Genomic DNA, 14347 nt, shown 5'->3' with positions numbered 1-14347 from the left:
CAGAGGGGCAAAGAGGCAAAGGGGCTGAGTTTGAGAGTGCAACATCCTCACCCGCGTCCCGTTCACGAATAATGCGCCGTGCCTTCACCCTCTGTCTCTTCGCCCTCAGCTCTTCGCTCTACGCTCAAAAGGCCGCCACACCGCCGCCGTCGAAGCCGCCGCTGGTGAGTGTGGACATCACGAAGCTACCGGAGGGCGCGACGCATCTCGATTTATGGTTGCTGTGCGGGCAGTCGAACATGAAAGGACGCGGTGTGATGCCGGAGGAGCCGAAGAATGACCCACGCATCGTCATGATGCATAAGATGGATGACCAGTGGTATCTCGCCCGGCATCCGCTGCATCTCACGGGCGATGCGAAGACCTTCCAAGGGCATGACAACGCCGGTGTCGGCCCTGGACTGGCCTTTGCGGAGGTGCTGGCCGCGCAGGACAAAACCGTCGCCATCGGCCTCGTGCCTTGCGCGGTCGGTGGATCGTCGATCAAGCTCTGGCAGAAAGGCGCGAAGCTCTATGACGAAGCCCTTCGCCGCGCGAAACTCGCTCTGCAAACCACCGCGCCCGTCAAAGCCCGCCTCCGCGGCATCCTCTGGCTGCAAGGCGAGGCGAATGCGAACGCTCAGGACCGCCCGCAGTATGCCGGGCAGCTCCGCTCGATGATCGAAGCCTTCCGCACCGACCTCGCGATGCCGGATCTGCCCTTCATCGCCTGCACCATCGGCGAAATGCAGCCCGAGCCGCGCCTCGCTGACCTCAAGGCCATGAACGAGATCCTGCTCGCCCTGCCGAAAAGCGTCCCGCACACCGCCTGCGTCGATGCCCGCGATTTGAAGACCCACATCGGCGACAGCGTGCATTTCGACACCGCGGCACAAAACGAGATCGGGCGGCGCTTCGCGGCGAAGTTCAGGGAACTGGCCAAACCTTGAGCGTCCATTGTTGGCTCAAAAACCGGCCAACATCTTCAAGATGGTCGAGAAGGTGCTACCGCCTGCTTGGCATTCAACGACGCTCGTCTTGACTTCCTGGACCCTTTGACGTGCAGCATTTGCCTTCCCACGCGAAGCACCTTGACCCGCTCCCCCCGCTTTTTACTTCTCAGCCGCCCCAAATCCCCCCTCCGCGCCCCATGTCCGCCAAGATCATCTACACCCTCACCGACGAAGCCCCGCTCCTCGCCACGTATTCGCTGCTTCCCATCGTCAAAGCCTTCACCAAGGCCGCAGGCATCGAGGTCGAAACGCGCGACATCTCCCTCGCCGGCCGTATTTTGGCGCAGTTCGGGCAGCAGGACGATGATTTGAGCTACCTCGGCAAACTTTGCCTCGAGCCGACCACGAACATCATCAAGCTCCCGAACATCTCCGCCTCGGTGCCGCAGCTCAAGGCCGCCATCGCTGAACTTCAGGCCAAAGGCTACAAACTCCCCGATCTGCCCGAAAACCCGCAGACCGACGAGGAAAAGGAAATCAAAGCCAAGTACGCCAAGGTCATGGGCAGCGCCGTGAACCCCGTGCTGCGTGAAGGCAACAGCGACCGCCGCGCTCCGAAAGCCGTCAAAGACTACGCCAAGAAGCATCCGCACAAGATGGGTGCCTGGTCCGCCGATTCGAAGACCACCGTCGGCACCATGGGCAAAGACGATTTCTTCTCCAACGAGAAGTCCACCTGCGTCGCCGCCGCCACCGAGGTCAAAATCGAGTTCACCGGCAAGGACGGCAGCACCAAGACGCTCCTCCCCAAACTCGCCCTCAAAGCCGGCGAGATCATGGACGCCACCAAGATGAGCAAGAAGGCCCTCGTCGCCTTCTTCGAACAGCAGATCGCCAAGGCGAAGGCCGATGGCGTGCTCTTCTCGCTCCACATGAAGGCCACCATGATGAAGGTCAGCGACCCCATCATCTTCGGTCACGCCGTCAGCGTCTTTTTCAAAGACCTCATCGCCAAACACGCCGCCACGCTCGCCGAGATCGGTGTAAACTTTAACAACGGCTTCGGCGACCTCATCGCGAAGTTCGACAAGCTCCCCGCCGACAAAAAAGCCGAGATCGAGGCCGACATCCAAGCCGCCTACGCCAGCGGCCCCGCTTTGGCCATGGTCAACAGCGACAAAGGCATCACCAATCTCCACGTCCCCAGCGATGTCATCGTCGATGCCTCCATGCCCGCCATGATCCGCGGCGGTGGCAAGATGTGGGACGCTGCCGGCAAGGAGCAGGACACGCTCGCCGTCATCCCGGACAGCAGCTACGCCGGCATCTACCAGGCCACGATCGACTTCTGCAAAAAGAACGGCGCTCTCGATCCGAAGACCATGGGCAGCGTGCCCAATGTCGGCCTCATGGCCCAGGCCGCCGAAGAATACGGCAGCCACAACAAGACCTTCGAAGCCCCCGCCGATGGCACCATCCGCGTCACTGAGACCGCGGGCAATGTGCTCTTTGAACACACCGTCGAGCAGGGCGACATCTGGCGTGCCTGCCAGACGAAGGACGCCCCTGTGCAGGATTGGGTCAAACTTGCCGTCAACCGCGCCCGCGCCTCGCAGACCCCCGCCGTCTTCTGGCTCGACAAAGCTCGCGCCCACGATGCCCAGATCATCGCCAAGGTCGAAAAATACCTCAAAGACCACGACCTCACCGGACTCGACATCCGCATCCTCCCGCCCGCCGAGGCCTGCACCTTCAGCTTGGAACGCATCGCCAAGGGCCTCGACACCATCTCCGTCACTGGCAACGTCCTCCGCGATTACAACACCGACCTCTTCCCGATCCTCGAAGTCGGCACGAGCGCCAAGATGCTCTCCATCGTCCCGCTCATGAATGGCGGCGGCCTCTTTGAAACCGGTGCCGGCGGTTCTGCGCCGAAGCATGTGCAGCAGTTTTGCGAAGAGAACTACCTTCGCTGGGACAGCCTCGGCGAGTTCTTCGCCCTCGCCGCGTCCTTCGAGCACCTCGCCGACACCTTCAAGAATCCGAAAGCCAAAGTCCTCGCCGACACCCTCGACGCCGCCAACGGCAAGTTCCTCGAAAACGACCGCAGCCCCGGCCGCAAACTCGGCACCATCGACAACCGCGGTAGCCACTTCTACCTCTGCCTCTACTGGGCCCAAGAACTCGCCGCCCAAACCGCCGACGCCGCCCTCGCCGCGACCTTCAAACCCATCGCCGAGTCCCTCACCACCAACGAGAGCAAGATCGTCGCCGAACTTCTCGCCGTCCAAGGCCAAAAAGCCGACGTCGGCGGCTACTACAAGCCCGACAACGCCAAAGCCGATGCCGCGCTCCGCCCGAGTGCGACGCTGAATGGAATCTTGGCCAAATTGTAAGTGGCGAGGGTATTCGCACAGATCTCTACTCGAACTTGATCGCGTAGAGATCGGCATCCTTGAGCGTGAAACGCAGCCTCACGGGCTTTCCGGCGAGCGAACTCACATCACGCCCATTTTTCCAGACCACCGTGCGCTCGATGGAATCACCAAAATGCTCTTCGCAGTCGCTTAACGCGAAACCGGTCATTGCTTTGCCGTTCGCGTCCTGAATTTCGATCTTCACGCCACCGGCCGCGGAGGTGGCGAAGTTCATGGTGAGGGCTTTGCCGGTGAAGGTGATCGGTTTGGTGATGACCTCTCCGCCGCTCATCGGTGCGTGCAGCGAGACAAAGCCATCAAGACGCAGCGTGTAGCGACGCAGCGCGTTGCTGTGGTCCGTCCAGTAGCTCTCGGTGGCGTAGAGGCTGAGCTCGTTTGGAGCGCCTTCCATGGATGACCTTGTCTCCACGGGATGCCAGGCGATGTATTGATGGCCGTAGTTCCAGGTGCCGGGACGCTCGATGCCGGGCGGGAGGAAGGCTTCATTCCAGCGTTTGAAGGTCACGCCATCGCGGCTGGCCATGAAGAGACCTTCGGTGACGACCATGCCGTAGCGTTCGCTGGCTTTGGAACGCCACTCGCGGTGCTCGCGTTCCGGCAATGCACGCATGCTCTCCGACCAGCCACGCTCGATGTAGCGCGTGGGAAAGCCGAGCAGTACATGCGGAGCCCGATGGTAGGGCTTCACCTGGTTCGTGTAGAGCGCCTCGCCGGGCGAATCGACGTAGCGCAGGTCCCGCTGGTTTTCCCAATGGATGAAGTCTTTCGACGTGGCCGTGCGGATGGCGCGAAGGCCACTCGGCTTCCAGTTCTTCTCGTCCGTCGTCCCTTCGGTGAAGTAGCGCCAGTAGGCGCGATACAATCCGGCCTGCGCATCCCAAAACGCGAGGTTTTGCGAATCAAACGCGCCATCCGTGATCACCGGCGCATCCGCCATCGGCGACCAGCGAAGGCCATCGGGCGATTTCAGCGCGAGCAGGCCTTTCGGCGAGTTCGAACGCACGATGGCTTTGTATTTCGCATCGGAAGCAGCATTCGGGTTCTCATCTTTGAAGACCGCTGGATGCCCGCCATCGGGATTCACCTTCCCCATCTTGCCATGCGGGATGACGATATTGTTGGCCTTCGAACCTTTGAACTCATGCAAACCGAGTTCTGGCTTCCGCCAATGGATGCCGTCATCGCTTTCGGCGTAGCAGGTGAAGAGCGGATGCTCGCCGGTGTTTACCTTGCCGGGCGCGGTGACGGTGAGCTGCCAGGATTTGTAATACATGCGGTATTTGTCACCATCTTTGAAGACGCTGTGATAACCGCTGCCACTGCCCTCCCACGGTGCGTCATGTGTGATGGCGATCTCTTTCGGCTGTGGCTGATGCAGACGCTGCTCCGCCTTGCCGGTGAGTTTTTCGATGAGAAAGTCATCCACAAACAACTCACGACGCGAGCCAATGGCGATGGGATCGGCAGACAGGGAGGATACAGCCAAGAGTGAGATGAAGAGATGCTTCATGGCAGACCTACGCAGCAGATGGGTAAAATAATGACGGGTAAAATGATGTTCTGAAGGAAATCCGTCTCCCCATCATTTTACCCTTCATCATTCTACCACCCTCATGCCTGCCGTTTCCCGCACCGAAGACCCCACGCCGCAAAGCCGCTGCCGTTTTGCTTTAAAGTGGTGCGACATCACGCCGCCTGCCGACATCTACCACCGCATGTGGGGCGCGGCGAAGCATGAGCGGGCCACGGGCATCCACCGGCCGCTGCGAGCCACCGTGACCGTCTTTGCGCCGATGGAAGGTAGCGAGCGGCAGATTCTGCTCGCGCTCGATCATTGTGTGATGGGAGCCACCGAGCACGTGAACCTCGCCGCACAAGCCGCAGAAATCGGTGGCGTGGCAAAGGAGGAAATCCTCGTCGTCTTCTCGCACACGCACGGTGCGGGCTTGATGGGCCTTGATCGGGCGAATCTGCCCGGCGGCGACCTCATTCCGCCGTATTTGCAGTCACTCGGCGAGAAAGCGGGCGTTTTGATCCGCGACGCCATCGCCTCGCTTCAGCCCGCAGGGATCGTGTATGGCCGCGGGAAGTGCTCGCTGGCCACGCATCGCGATTTTTGGGACGGGAAGCAGTTCGTCTGCGGTCACAATCCCGGCGTGCCTGCCGACGACACCATCATCGTCGCCCGCGTGACCGATGATGCGGGCCAAATGCTCGCCAGCATCGTGAACTACGCCTGCCATCCCACCACGCTCGCGTGGGAAAACACGCTCATCAGCCCCGACTACATCGGCGCGATGCGCGAGCTCGTCGAACGCGACACCGGCGCTCCGTGCCTCTTCCTCCAAGGTGCCAGCGGAGAGCTGGGACCGCGCGAAGGCTTCGTCGGCGCCACCGCCGTGGCAGATCGAAACGGCCGCGAGCTCGGTTACGCCGCGCTTTCAGCCCTCACCGCCCTTCCCGCCGCCGGGACGACTTTTGTGTATGCCGGCCCCGTCGTCTCCGGGGCCACGCTCGGCTCGTGGAAGCATCAAAGCATCGACGTGACCGAAAAAACTACCTGGAAGCTCCAACGCTGGCAAGAGCCTCTGCGCTATCGCCCCGGCCAGCCAACCATCAAGCAAACCCAGGCTGAACTCGATCAATTCCAAGCCGCCGAAGCCGCCGCCCGCGCCGTTGGCGATGAATCCCGCGCCGCCGACTGCCGCGCGATGGCCGAACGCAAAACCCGCCTCCTCCATCGCCTCCGCCAGCTCCCGCCCGGCGAAACCTATCCGCTCCAAGTGGTCCTCTGGCACCTTGGCGATGCCATCTGGCTCGGCGTGCAGGGCGAAAGCTACAACCTCCTCCAAACCGAGCTCCGCCGCCGCTTCCCCGACCGCATCATCATCGTCGCCAGCATCGCCGCCGACTGGGGTGCCTCCTACCTGCCCCCACGCGAACTCTACGACACCGGCATCTACCAAGAAAGCATCGCCATCGTCGCGTCGGGTAGCCTTGAACAACTCATCGAGTCGATTGCTCAGCGAATTTCCGTTTCTTAACCGCTGATGAGACGCTGATATGACGCTAATGGATTTATCAGCGTCGCATTAGCGACTTATCAGCGGTTCAAAACTCTCTCCTCCCATACCATGAAAATCACCGCCATCGAAACCCTCGTCTGCCATGCCCGGATGCGAAACTGGGTGTTTGTGAAAGTCGTCACGGATCAGCCCGGCCTCATCGGCTGGGGGGAGGCGACGCTGGAGTGGCACACGCGCAGCATCGTGGGGGCGATTGAAGACATGTCGCATCTGCTGATCGGCGAGGACCCGACGCGGGTGGAGTATCTGTGGCAGATGATGTATCGGCAGCACTTCTGGCATGGGCACGGCATCGTGCGGGCCACGGCCATCGCGGGCATCGACCTCGCCCTTTGGGACATCGTGGGCAAGGTGGCGAACATGCCGCTCTCGAAGGTCTTTGGCGGTCCGGTGCGGGATTGGGTGCGCACCTACTGCCATCTCGGCGGCGGGAAGATGGAGGATTTTTATCAGACGCCCGCCGACAACGCGAAACGCTTCGCCGAACTGGCGCAGCAGGCCGTGGCGGATGGTTACACGGCCTTCAAAAGCATGGCCGTGCCGAGCACGATGCCGATCGAGGGCATGAAACCCGTCCGGGCCGCCGCTGCGGCCGTCGCCGCGATGCGCGAGGCGGTGGGACCGGACATCGACATCATGGTCGATTGCCATGCGCGGCCCTCACCGGCCATGGGGCTGAAGTTTGGCAAGGCGCTCGATGATTTCGGCCTCTACTTCTTCGAGGAGCCCTGCTGGCCGGAGGCCGTCGATGGCCTGGCGAAGATCAACGCGGCCCTCACCACTCCCGTGGCCAGCGGCGAGCGTGTGACGAACCTGGAGGCCTTCAAAGACATGTTTGAAAAGCGTGCGGTCGAGATCTGCCAACTCGACATCACGCACTGCGGCGGCCTCAGCGCCGCAAAACGCATCGCTGCGCTCGCGGAGGCGCATCGCATCGCTTTAGCACCGCACAATCCGCAGGGGCCGGTGAGCACCGCTGCGTCGCTCGAGTTCGGTTTCAGCCAGCCGAGCTACATCATCTGCGAAACCGTGCACAACGATGTGCCGTGGCGTCAGGATGTGGTCGAGGAAGGATTCGTCATCGAGAAAGAAGGCCGCATCGTCCGCCCCAACACCAAACCCGGCCTCGGCATCACCATCAACGAAGCCGAGGTGAAGAAGCATCCCTTCCAGCAAGAGATCGTGCTGCGTGAATTCAGCCCCGATGGTGCGGTGACGGACTGGTGATGTCATGAAACCCACCCGCGCACGTTGTATCGTCCTCGCCGGACTCTGCTCGGCGGCGGCGCTGGCTTATTTTGTGCGCAATGGCGTGGCACCGGCAGAGAGCACGATCCGCGCAGACCTTGGGCTCACGAAGGAGCAGTCGGGCATGATGATGAGTGCGTTTTTCTGGCCGTATGCGCTTTGTCAGATCCCGGCGGCAATGCTGGCGCAGCGTCTCGGGACGAGATGGGCACTGTCGCTTTACTCAGTGATGTGGTCGCTCGCCACGGCGGGCTTCGCGCTCGGTGAACTCGGTTGGATGACTGCATCGCGAGCCTTCATGGGGGTGGCACAAGCTGGCCTCGTGCCGGTGGGTGTCAGTGCGATGGCCCGTTGGTTTCCCAAATCATCGCAAGCCACTGCGGCGGGTGCGTTCAGCGGTTTCATGTCTGTCGGCAGCATCATCGCTGCCCCGCTCACGGCCACGCTTGTGCTCGGTTGCGGCTGGCGATGGATGTTCGTGCTCTACGCGATTCCCGGCGTGCTATGGGCGGCCTGGTTCGCTTGGTGGCATCGTGAAGAGCCCGTGCAGCATCCAGCGGTGAACGCGGCGGAGCTTGAGCTGATTGGAACGCCGGCAGTCAAAACCACGAGTGATGCCTCAACAAACGTGTGGCAGCGCTTGGCGGCGAATCCCGCGCTTTGGTTGCTCTGCATGCAGCAGTTCTGCCGCGCAGCGGGTTACATTTTCTTCGCGAGCTGGTTTGCCACCTATCTCCAAGAGGCGCGTGGCATGGCGCTGGTGAAATCGGCGTGGCTCACCACGCTGCCGCTTCTCGCCGATGTGTTGGGCGGTTTCTCGGGCGGTGTGATCTCAGACACACTGCTGCGTCGCACACAGAGCCGTCGCATTGCCCGTCAGGGCATGGCGATGACGGCGTTGCTGCTCTGCGCGGTGCTGATCTTCGTCGCATGGAATGTCTCTGATCCGGTGCTGGCTGTTGTCGTGATCAGCGCGGGCATGTACTGCGCCGGCCTGGTGAATCCATGTTATTCCGCCACCCTCATGACGTGCGGCGGAACGCAGACAGCCACCTGGAGCGCCATCACGAACATGTGCGGCAATTTCGGCGCGGCGAGTTTTCCGATTCTCGTGCCGTGGCTCATCGCTCACGCGGGCGGATGGGATGCCGTGCTCATCGCCTTCGGAGTCATTTACATCCTCGCAGCGGCGTTCTGGTTTCTGCTACAAACCAAAAGCGAGCAGCGTCTTGTCCGTGCGCAGGTAGATCACGCCATCGACGATCGCAGGTGAAGCAAAGACGGGTGCTTTGAGGTCATTGCGGGCCAGGACATTGAGTTTGTCACCCGTGGCATCGAGCACAGACACCACACCACGCTGAGAGACGACATACACGCGGCCATCGGCGGTCACGGCAGAGGCGTAATACTCGCCGGATGCGGATTCGAGTCGCTCCGCCTGATAAATCGGGCTGCCGCTCTTCACCTCGTAAGCCGAGGCCAGTCCACCACCTTTCACGGTGAAGACACGTCCGTTGGCGATGACCGGCGTGAACACATACGGCAGATGCTTCGTCTGGCTCCACACCACATGCGTCTTGGTGATGTCGCCGCTGCCACCGGGCTTGATGGCGCAGAGCTGATTCATGGCGTCCGCGAACATGCCGCGCATGACTTCATACTCGGACTTGGTGACCTTGCCGTCCTTGTCGGCATCCACGATCGTGAAGCGGCTGCGCACCGGGCCTTCGGGAAACTCCGTTTCAGCCAACAGTCCATCTTTATCTGCATCTTGCGCGGCGAGAAAGGTCTCGTGCGGTTCCATCTCGACGCGATCATCTTCATCACCGCCTACATTCCAACCACAGATCAGCAGCTCATTGTTCGTTGCGATCGGACTCGTGTTGGCTACACGAGACATGCCGCTGGCCGACCAGCGTTGTTTGCCGTCCTTGAGATCGTAACTCCGCGTCCACAGCGAACCGCACACGATCAACTCCTCCACGCCATCGTGTTTCCAAATGAACGGCGTCGAAAACCCACGGCGGAACTCGCGACGATCGACGCGCCACGCTTCCGCACCTGTTTTGACATCCAAGGCGATCATGTAGCTGCCCACGTCCTGATCGGCGACGATAATCACTTTCCCATCCGCGATGATCGGTGACGAACTGGTGCCAAACTCGACCACCGGGGCAGGCAGCGGCTTTTTCCACAGCTCCTTGCCGTTCCAATCATACGCTAGCACTCCATAGCTGCCGAAATACGCGATCAAGCGTTCGCCATCCGTGCAGCACGTCGGAGCGGCAGGACTGCCAATGCGATGCGCAGCTTCGACTTTCTCTGCTGGCGCTGTCTTTCGCCACAATTCGCGTCCGTCCGTGCGATTCAGGCAGAACGTGACCAGTTTTCCATCAGCGAGACCGGTGAGCGCGATTTTATCGCCCCAGATGCACGGTGACGAATGACCGAATGGCACCTCCGCCTTCCATTGCAGATTCTTCTCCGCGGAGAACTCAACGGGCGGCTTTCCACTTCCAATTCCGAGTCCGCCTTCGCCGCGAAACTGCGGCCAGTTCGATTCAGCGAGGCAGGTGGAGGCGAGAAACAGTGCGGGAAGAAATTTCATCGAGTATTCAACCCCACAAACCCTTCAGCAGCTCACCAGCTTTCACGCCAAGCGGGAATTTCTTCGCGTGCGCATGCGTGTCGATGCCTGATAGTTGACGCAGGGCCTCGTGGATGTGTTCGGGACGCATGCGGATGCCCTTGTCATCGAGTGCGAGGCTTTGTGCATTGATCGGCTTCGCAAACTGCTTTTCATCGGTCGCACCAATGACGCGGTTTCCCTTGATGCCGGGACCGAGGAACATCGCAGATCCGATGGACCAGTGATCCTTGCCATTGCCTTTGTTGTAATCAGGCGTGCGGCCCATCTCGCTCTGCATGATGACAACGAGCTTGTCGCGGAGGCCGAGCTCCTCGGCGCGGCGAATAAAATATGTGATGCCGGCGAGAAACTCGGGAATCAGCTTCATCTGGTCGCGGTCGTTGTTCGCGTGGCTGTCGAACTGGCTGATCGTCAGGTTCGCGCTCACGCACACTCCCGCTTTGAACGACGCGAGCGCGATCTCTGCCATTTGCGACATGCGCTCTTTCGGAATCGAGCTCGGAATGAATGGCACGACGCGTTGCAGCGCCTTCGAGCTGATCTGCGCGGCGTAGAGCATGTTTTCCGCGCGTTCGAGCCGTGGCAGATGCGGCGTGGCGGCCTGCGCGGCATGATGTTTCGCCAAAGCCTGCTCGATGCGGTCCATGACGAAGGCCTCATGATACGGCGAGCGCTCATTGCCCTCCACATGGTCGGCGAGCGCGACTCTTTTCAGCGAGGGCAGATACGGCACGCGCGACATGGCCACGAGATTGCCGGTGTTCGAGTAATTACCGAAGGTGAGATACGCCAGCGGGCACTGCGGGCCTTTGCACGCGGCCACCAGCGCCGCGAAGGTCGGATACGCGAGGCTGTCGAGCTTCCCGGTGGCCATGTAGCGTGCGCCGGGGCTGTGATTGTTCACCGAGTAGTCGAGTCCGTTCACGACGAGCAGCTCCTTGCCGAACTCGGCATAGAAATCCTCATTGCTCATGCCGCCGTCCTTCGTCTTCGCCGTCGGCGCGAACTTGTGGGTGCCGTGCGTGAGGATGTCGCCCTCTTGATAGAGCCGGTTAATGCCACCGATGCCCTTCGGATCCATCAGGTAGGTCGTGTCCCAGCCGCCGGAGGCATTGAACACGACATAAAACGGCCCCTCATAAGGCGGCGTCTCCTTTTCCGACGCCCGCAGCGTGCGCGGCACCGCCAGGCCGAGTCCGGCCAGGGAGCAGAGTTTGAGGAAATCGCGGCGCATTTTTCGTTTAACGGCTTGCCGGGAGCTTTGTTTCCGGAAGCGCGGCCATCATACAACGAGACGATCAGACAAGCAGCCCATGAAAACCCAGGACGGGAAAGCGCGACCGCGCGAAGCAGGGACAAACTGCACGTCCTGATCGCCGGCGGCGGCTTCAAGCACGGCCAGCACCTTGCCTTCGACACCCAGAACAACCACAACCTCGCCACGCTCTACGTCAGCATGCTGCAAAGCCTCAGCATCGAGTCCGACACCTTCGCCAGTGCAAAAAGAACGATGGAGGGCCTGGAGAAGGCGTGAACGGCTCCCCATGACACGAGTAAGCGCCCCAGCGCCGCTCACTCATCGCCGCCGCTCTCACTGCTTCGATGAAGAGCCGCTGGCGATGCTGTGCGGAGGCACATCGAGAGCACCGATGGGCTTGGTGCCTTCGAAAAACACCACGCGCCGCGGTTTCGACGTCGGGTTCCAGGCGATGAGCGTCCGCGTCTTTCGCGCGGCATTGGCATACACCATCGAGGTCGGGGATGAGCCGTGCGCTGTGAAGTCGGGCCGCCCCAGTTCGACGAGGGCGCTGGCCTGCCAGTAGGTGTTCATCATCCACTCATTGTGCGCGATCGTGTCGCCGGGTTCGGACCCGAGCTTGTCGAGTCCGGCGACGACGCGCGCGGCATCCGCATGCATGAGAAAGCCGAGGTGGTAGCTCGCAAGTTCACCCCCGAGGGATGGGATGTCAGCCGCTTTCTTTGGCGTGCCCGGCTTCTTCGCCGCTTCCTTTTCTTCAAATGCCGCCTGCTCGCGCTGCCATCCGGCGTGGACTCGGGTGATGAAGGTCTGGTCACGATCATAGAATGCCAGGTGCGGGGCGGTGGGAAGCCACTGGATGCCGTAGATCCACGCCGGGCTGGCGGTGAACCAGGTGCCCCACACGATGCTGTGGCACCAGATCATGCCGCAGGCCTCGTGGGCATAGCTTTTTGGAAACACGTCATCGTGCGGGTCGAACCAGTACTCGACATTTGCCCGTGTTTCAAAGGTGTAGCCCATCACGCCCGCCGCCGTGAGCTCCTCATCGCCGAGGGCTTCGCCAAGCAAAATCATGCCAGCCCATGAATTCACCGCCTCGCCCGTGCTCTCCTGGTTGTTGCCGTCGTGAAAGCCGTTGCCGTCGGCAAAACTGTGCCCACGCCAAAGGTCAAAGGTGCGGAAGCGCGGAAAGCGTGTGTCGGCGCGATCATAGTTCGCGTAATTCTTGGCGAGCAGCTTCGCAAACTCACCGAACCGCGGGGCGAAGTCCGGCTGCAACTGCGAGAGCAGTGCCGCGGCATACACGAAGTAGCCCTGATGAAAGTGCGTGTCGGTGAAGTGCTCCGAGCCATATGCGGAGGGGAAGCCGACGAGCCCTTTGCGCCGGGGGTAGTAGGCGAAGAATTGCTCGCTCTCACCCGGCGAGAACGTGAACCAGTTCTCCAGGCCCGCGCGGAGTTTCCCGGCGATGGCATCAAACGAGGCGTCCCGCATCTGCCGTGCGATGAACACCGCCTGCGCGTGCTTCACGAGCTCCTTGCCACCCCAATAGGTGTCGCCGCGCAGTTGCTTATTTGGGTCGGTGAAGTGCTTTGCAAGCAGTTCCCTCACCCGTGCCGCGTCGAACGATGGGGTGGCTGGCGCGGGCAAGTTCGGCAGGATGCCGTTAAACGGATGAGCGAGTGTGAAGGTGTCGCCCGTGCCGCACTTCATCGTACCGCGAATGGTCGTGTAGTTCGGGCCTTCGAGCTTCAGGGGCGCGGTGTTCTCGCGCCAGTGATGCGGCAGGAAGCCCTGGATGACCTGCCCGCCCGCGCCCGGCTTCAGCGGCTCGGTGATGATTTTCCATGTCGTCGTTACGCTGCCCGCCGCGCGGTCGTATTTCCACGAGAGCTGCGTGTCACGCGGCACCGCGAAAGCATGCCGGTGAAACAGCGCGATGTCCTTTTCCGCAGGCAGCGGACACACGACGAGAAACGCCGACTTCTCCGCGAATGTCACGGCGATGCCCGCCTCCGTCTGCTCGAATCTCGTCCCGTCGGGTGCGAACACGCCCCAGGCCCGCCCTTCATGCGTGAGGCCGAGCGCATCGCCCGTCATCGGCAGCGAAGCCGCGGTGCAATCGACCTTGAAGTAGGTCGCCGCACTCTGTCCACGCGAGCCTTTGCCCTGCTGTCCCCCGAGCGCGATGAGCGGCTGCACGCCGGTGAACTCACACCACACCGCCGGCATTCCCTCGCCCAGCGTCACATCCATGAACCGCGTATCGCTCTCGAAGCAGCGGAACGACACGGTCCAGTCCGTCCAATCCTTCGCACGCGAATCCAACGGCTTGAAGTCGCGGCCCGTGATGATGAGCGGCCACTCCGCCAAGGCCCGCGCGCCATCGCCGCTGAAGTTCTGCACCTGAAACACCTCCACGCCCTCCGCCGTCGCATCCACCTTGTGCGGCATCGCCCACAGGCCCGTGCCGTAGGGCTGGAAAAGCAGATTTTGGAACCACTTGTTCGATGGAACCGGACGTCCGTCATCCTTCACCAGGTAGAGCATTCGCGCCTCGACTGCCTCCACGCGGTCAATGCCCGTCTTCTTGTCCACCATTCTTCCGAGCGGCGGTGACGAGGCGTATGAACCATTTCCCACGGAGATGGGCAGCTGCTCAGCGTGCGTCGAGAGCACAGATGCAAGCAGGGCGATGAGGACGGTCGGGCGGCGTAGAGTCATTTTAAAAA

Annotated in this window: 10 protein-coding genes; 6 read left to right on the top strand and 4 right to left on the bottom strand. The window is 61.5% G+C overall.

All coding sequences use genetic code 11. The features are described from left to right. Positions 1 to 71: 71 nt before the first annotated feature. Positions 72 to 929, top strand: coding sequence for a sialate O-acetylesterase (locus ACILSE_RS09975; protein ID WP_395717239.1), 858 nt, complete (start codon positions 72 to 74; stop codon positions 927 to 929). Positions 930 to 1129: 200 nt separating this feature from the next. Next, positions 1130 to 3328, top strand: a complete 2199-nt coding sequence (locus tag ACILSE_RS09970; RefSeq protein ID WP_395717238.1) for an NADP-dependent isocitrate dehydrogenase — start codon at positions 1130 to 1132, stop codon at positions 3326 to 3328. 25 nt (positions 3329 to 3353) lie between these two features. Here the strand turns inward: ACILSE_RS09970 and ACILSE_RS09965 are convergent, their stop codons facing one another. Continuing rightward, positions 3354 to 4880 (bottom strand): hypothetical protein, encoded by a 1527-nt coding sequence (locus ACILSE_RS09965; RefSeq protein ID WP_395717237.1) that lies wholly within the window; start codon positions 4878 to 4880, stop codon positions 3354 to 3356. A gap of 103 nt (positions 4881 to 4983) precedes the next feature. Here ACILSE_RS09965 and ACILSE_RS09960 point away from each other — a divergent pair, with 103 nt between their 5' ends. From ACILSE_RS09960 to ACILSE_RS09950, 3 genes are all read left to right on the top strand, one after another. Next, on the top strand, positions 4984 to 6414 hold the full coding sequence (locus ACILSE_RS09960; protein WP_395717236.1) for a hypothetical protein: 1431 nt from the start codon (positions 4984 to 4986) through the stop codon (positions 6412 to 6414). A 90-nt stretch (positions 6415 to 6504) separates the two neighbouring features. Continuing rightward, a complete protein-coding gene (locus ACILSE_RS09955; protein ID WP_395717235.1) occupies positions 6505 to 7683 on the top strand; it encodes an enolase C-terminal domain-like protein in 1179 nt (392 codons plus the stop codon). 4 nt (positions 7684 to 7687) lie between these two features. Next, on the top strand, positions 7688 to 8977 hold the full coding sequence (locus ACILSE_RS09950) for an MFS transporter (protein ID WP_395717234.1): 1290 nt from the start codon (positions 7688 to 7690) through the stop codon (positions 8975 to 8977). On the opposite strand, the gene ACILSE_RS09945 is transcribed toward ACILSE_RS09950, so the two are convergent. Together ACILSE_RS09945 and ACILSE_RS09940 are read right to left on the bottom strand one after the other, a co-directional pair. Beyond that, the gene (locus ACILSE_RS09945) at positions 8909 to 10312 is read right to left on the bottom strand and encodes a PQQ-binding-like beta-propeller repeat protein (RefSeq protein WP_395717233.1); all 1404 of its coding nucleotides are present in this window, start codon (positions 10310 to 10312) and stop codon (positions 8909 to 8911) included. The genes ACILSE_RS09950 and ACILSE_RS09945 overlap by 69 nt on opposite strands. 7 nt (positions 10313 to 10319) lie before the next feature. Next, positions 10320 to 11588, bottom strand: coding sequence for a DUF1501 domain-containing protein (locus ACILSE_RS09940; RefSeq protein WP_395717232.1), 1269 nt, complete (start codon positions 11586 to 11588; stop codon positions 10320 to 10322). A 15-nt stretch (positions 11589 to 11603) separates the two neighbouring features. Here ACILSE_RS09940 and ACILSE_RS09935 point away from each other — a divergent pair, with 15 nt between their 5' ends. Next, on the top strand, positions 11604 to 11888 hold the full coding sequence (locus tag ACILSE_RS09935; protein ID WP_395717231.1) for a hypothetical protein: 285 nt from the start codon (positions 11604 to 11606) through the stop codon (positions 11886 to 11888). Positions 11889 to 11945: 57 nt separating this feature from the next. Here the strand turns inward: ACILSE_RS09935 and ACILSE_RS09930 are convergent, their stop codons facing one another. Then, positions 11946 to 14339: a glycosyl hydrolase gene (locus ACILSE_RS09930; RefSeq protein WP_395717230.1), complete on the bottom strand. Its 2394-nt coding sequence runs from the start codon at positions 14337 to 14339 to the stop codon at positions 11946 to 11948. Positions 14340 to 14347 lie beyond the last annotated feature (8 nt).

The sequence above is a fragment of the Prosthecobacter sp. genome, from assembly GCF_044236155.1.
In the GTDB taxonomy this organism is placed as follows: domain Bacteria; phylum Verrucomicrobiota; class Verrucomicrobiia; order Verrucomicrobiales; family Verrucomicrobiaceae; genus Prosthecobacter.
The sequence above is the reverse complement of the archived record's forward strand: the minus strand, read 5'-3'. Positions and strand labels throughout refer to the sequence as shown.